Below are 2,785 nucleotides of genomic sequence, written 5' to 3'. Positions count from 1 at the left end.
TCGACCGCATTCCCATGTTGGAACTCGGTCAACTGTGGGAGCGGGCTTGCTCGCGAAGAGGCCCTGGCAGGCGCTAAATAACCTCAGGCCTTACCGGTAATCTTGCGGTACTTATCCATCAACTGCTCTTCCGTCTCCGGATGCGCTTCATCCAACGGAATGCAATCCACCGGGCAGACCTGCTGGCACTGCGGTTCGTCATAGTGGCCGACACACTGGGTGCACAGGTTCGGGTCGATCACGTAGATCTCTTCGCCCTGGGAGATGGCAGCGTTCGGGCACTCGGGTTCGCAGACGTCGCAATTGATGCAATCGTCGGTGATTATCAGGGACATGGAAACTCCTGCCAGGGCTGTCAGCCAGGGCATCTGAAAACTAATGCGCGCAATTGTGCCGCATTGGCGCCCGCAGTGCGAGCCTGTGGCAAACACTAGCGACGAGCGCAGCCTCTGTGGCGAGGGAGCAAGCGCCCTCGCCACAGTGAGTGTTACTTCTTGAAACGCAACGTCAGCGCATCGGCCACGGCTGGGTGGACGAACTTGGTGATATCTCCGCCCAAAGCGGCGATTTCACGGACCAACGTCGAGGAAATGAACGAATAACGCTCCGACGGCGTGAGGAACAGGCTTTCCACGTCCGGCGCCAGTTGGCGGTTCATGTTGGCCAGCTGGAATTCGTATTCGAAGTCCGACACCGCGCGCAGGCCGCGCAGGAACACATTGGCGTTCTGCTCTTTGGCGAAGTGCGCAAGCAGCGTGGAAAAGCCCACCACTTCCACGTTGGGCAGGTGCTTGGTGACCTCACGCGCCAGTTCCACGCGCTGTTCCAGGGGAAACAGCGGGTTTTTCTTGGGGCTGGCTGCGACCGCGATGATCACATGGTCGAACAAGCGCGAGGCGCGTTCGACCAGATCGCCATGGCCTTTGGTAATCGGGTCGAAGGTACCTGGGTACAACACTCGGTTCATCGCGTCGTCCTGGCGGAGTCCGTTGGGGAACCGGATGGTATCGCAGCCATCCCGGTCGGCCAAGTCGACTTATGTAGATAGACGCCGCGTATCTGCTGTTTTTTCACGCTGTTTTCAGACGTTCGGCCAAGGCGGTCGCCAGTTGTGCGGTCAATCCATACACCGACAATTGCGGGTTGGCCCCAATGCTGGTGGGGAACAGCGAGCCGTCGTGGATCGACAGGTTGCGCAATTGATGATGACGCCCGAGGCTGTCGGCCACCGCGTTTTTCGGGTCTTCGCCCATGGCGCAACCGCCCATCACATGGGCGCTGCCCAGGCAGGTGCGGTGCAGTTCCAGGTTGAGGTCGTCGATCATTGCGCGGGCTTCGCCCAGGGTTTTCACGTAGCGCGCATCGTGGTGCAGCGGCTTGACCGACTTGGCGCCCGCCGCGAACTGGATCTCGGCCATGCTGTGGAAGGCCCGGCGCAGGCCGTCCCAGGCGTAGTCCGAGACCTGATAGTCGAGCACCGGCGTGCCGTCGCCGCGCAGATCCACGGTGCCGCCGGGGCTGTCGGGGTGGAAACCGTCCCGCAGCAGCGCGAGCATGGCGTGGGTGTTGGGCAGTTGGCTCATGTCTAGGGCGTTCTGTTCGCCATAGCCGCCCAGCAGGGTGCTGGCCAACGCGGGATGTAGGGGCGGAGCTTCGAGCTTGTACGACATTTTGCCGGTGGTGCCGTCCTGCCATTGAAAGTGGTCGGAATAGATCGACTGCGGCGCACCGTAGAACGGGTTGATTACCTCGTCGAACAGCCCCGCCGAGAAGTTCACCAGGTGCAAAAAGGTCCGTTTGCCCACCCGCGAATGCGGGTCGGGGGCGTCTGAGCGCATCAGCAGTGCCGGGCTGTTGATACCGCCGCCGGACAGCACGTAGTGCTTGGCTTTCACCGTGATCTTGCGGCCGGTGGGCGCCACGCACAGCGCGTCCATGGCCACGCATTCCAGGCTGCTGATGGTGTCGCCGCTGAATTTCAGGCGTTCGGCGCGGGCCAGGTAGAGCAGCTCGCCGCCGGCTTCCAGGGTGGATGGGATGGTGGTCACCAGCATCGATTGCTTGGCGTTGACCGGGCAGCCCATGCCGCAATACCCCAGGTTGAAGCAGCCACGCACATTGCGCGGGATCACATGCCAGCTGTAGCCAAGCCTTTCGCAGCCTTTGCGGATCACGTCGTTATTGGGGTTGGGCGGCATGGCCCACGGCGCGATACCCAGGCGTTGCTCCATTTTTTCGAACCACGGCGCCATCTCGGCGCTGCTGTGGCCCTTCACCGCGTATTCGCTGGCCCAGTGGGAAAGAGTGGCGTCCGGCGTGCGAAAACTCGACGTCCAGTTAATCAGCGTGGTACCGCCCACGGCCCGGCCTTGCAGGATGGTGATCGCGCCGTCCTTGCTCATGCGGCCGATGCCTTCCTGGTACAGGCTGGTGTAGGCCTCGTCCTCCAGCAGCTTGAAATCGCTGCTGGTCTTGAGCGGGCCTTCTTCGATCAGCAACACCTTGTAGCCGGCGGCGCTGAGGATCTCGGCGGTGGTGCCGCCGCCGGCGCCACTGCCGATGATGGCGACGTCGGCTTCCAGGGTGAGGTCGCTGTCGAGGGCGGCGCCGTTATGGGTTTTCCAGCCACGGGCGAGGCCTTCACGGAACAGATCGGGTACGGGCATAGGAATGCACTCTTGTTGTTATAGGTGTCGGTCGCTACGAAGTTGCAATCTAAATGTGGGAGCGGGCTTGCTCGCGAAGGCGGTGGGTCAGTCACTGCCTTCTTCACTGATGCACCGCT

At 62.0% G+C, this 2,785-nt stretch carries 3 protein-coding genes; all 3 read right to left on the bottom strand.

What is annotated here, in order from left to right; genetic code table 11:
- Positions 1-83: 83 nt before the first annotated feature.
- Positions 84-335, bottom strand: a complete 252-nt coding sequence (locus tag NUV89_RS29025; protein WP_017734768.1) for a YfhL family 4Fe-4S dicluster ferredoxin — start codon at positions 333-335, stop codon at positions 84-86.
- A gap of 152 nt (positions 336-487) precedes the next feature.
- The gene (gene coaD / locus NUV89_RS29020; protein ID WP_003176711.1) at positions 488-967 is read right to left on the bottom strand and encodes a pantetheine-phosphate adenylyltransferase; all 480 of its coding nucleotides are present in this window, start codon (positions 965-967) and stop codon (positions 488-490) included.
- 103 nt (positions 968-1,070) lie between these two features.
- Positions 1,071-2,666, bottom strand: coding sequence for a GMC family oxidoreductase (locus NUV89_RS29015; protein WP_257784021.1), 1,596 nt, complete (start codon positions 2,664-2,666; stop codon positions 1,071-1,073).
- Positions 2,667-2,785 lie beyond the last annotated feature (119 nt).

Origin of the sequence: Pseudomonas sp. 18.1.10 (genome assembly GCF_024655625.1) — a bacterium.
Taxonomy (GTDB): Bacteria; Pseudomonadota; Gammaproteobacteria; order Pseudomonadales; family Pseudomonadaceae; genus Aquipseudomonas.
This window is presented reverse-complemented; position numbering and strand designations above follow the sequence as displayed.